Source organism: Streptomyces sp. NPDC058469 (assembly GCF_042721125.1).
Taxonomy (GTDB): domain Bacteria; phylum Actinomycetota; class Actinomycetes; order Streptomycetales; family Streptomycetaceae; genus Streptomyces.
In genome coordinates this window covers 1-1,078 of the sequence record NZ_JBHXME010000367.1, presented here as the reverse complement: position 1 = coordinate 1,078, position 1,078 = coordinate 1, and the positions used below count along the sequence as shown (strand labels likewise).

Here is a 1,078-nt window from a genome sequence, read left to right as displayed (position 1 = left end):
GTCAGGCCCAGGTCGTCGGTCATGTAGGGCAGGGCGCCGTTGATGACGCCGGTGTCGTAGCCGAAGAGGAGTCCGCCGAAGGTGGCGATGACGGTAATGAGCCGCAGCCTGCGGGAGACCGTCCGCGAGGCAGCTGTGGTGGGGGCGATCTGCGTCGTGTCGTCCTTGACGTCCATGGCCGCCGCCTACCGGTTGAGGTGCGGGCGGCGGGTACCCGTCAGCCCGCAACCGGCCAGGTGCTCACGCGTGCTGACCGCGATGGGCAGCGGCACCTCAGGAGCGCATGGGTACAGGTCCTGCTCGACGATGACGAACAACTCGGCGTCCAGGCGCGCGAGTTCGGCCACCACGTCGGCCGGGTTCGGCACGCCCGCAGGAGGTGACACACACACCCCGCGCTTGACCGCCTCCCCGAACGACAGGTCCTCGACCGCGACTTGGGCCAGCACCGCAGGATCCATCTGCTTGATGTGGACGTAGCCCACGCGCTCGCCGAAGCGGCGGATCAGATCGAGGTTGTCGCCGCCGCCGTAGGCCACATGGCCGGTGTCCAGGCAGAGGTTGGTGTAACGGGAGTCCGACTCGTTGAGCAGCCGCTCGATCTCCGGCTGGGTCTGGATGTGGCTGTCGGCGTGCGGATGGATGACGAGCCGTACGTCGTACTCGTCGAGCAGCAGCCCGCCGAGCCGGTCGGCGGATCGGCCGAACCCGGCCCACTGGACGGCGGTCAGCTCGGGCGACTCGGTGAACGCGCCGGTCTTCTCGTCCCGGTACATGGGCGGGATGAGGACGAGGTGGTGCGCGCCGGCGGCCGCGGTCAGCGCGGCGACCTGCCGGACATGGGCGAGCATCTCGTCCCACGCCTCCGGGCGGTGCAGGGCGCCGAACGCGGTGCCGCCGGAGACCTGGAGCCCACGGGCGTCCAACTCCTCCTTCAGCCGCTGCGGGTCGGTGGGGAGATAGCCGTACGGGCCGAGCTCCAACCATTCGTAACCGGCCGTGGCCAGCTCGTCGAGGAAGCGGATGTACGGCACCTGCTGCTCGTCCTCGGGGAACCAGATGCCCCAGGAGTCGGGGG

Annotated in this window: 1 protein-coding gene and 1 pseudogene; both read right to left on the bottom strand. The window is 69.8% G+C overall.

Features of this window, described 5'->3' with window-relative positions; genetic code table 11:
- Positions 1–176, bottom strand: a pseudogene (locus tag ACFWP5_RS52505) (MFS transporter); the annotation flags it as partial.
- Between the two features lie 9 nt (positions 177–185).
- Positions 186–1,078, bottom strand: an 893-nt coding sequence (locus ACFWP5_RS52500; protein WP_384174578.1) for a TIM barrel protein, incomplete at its 5' end; no start/stop codon positions are given.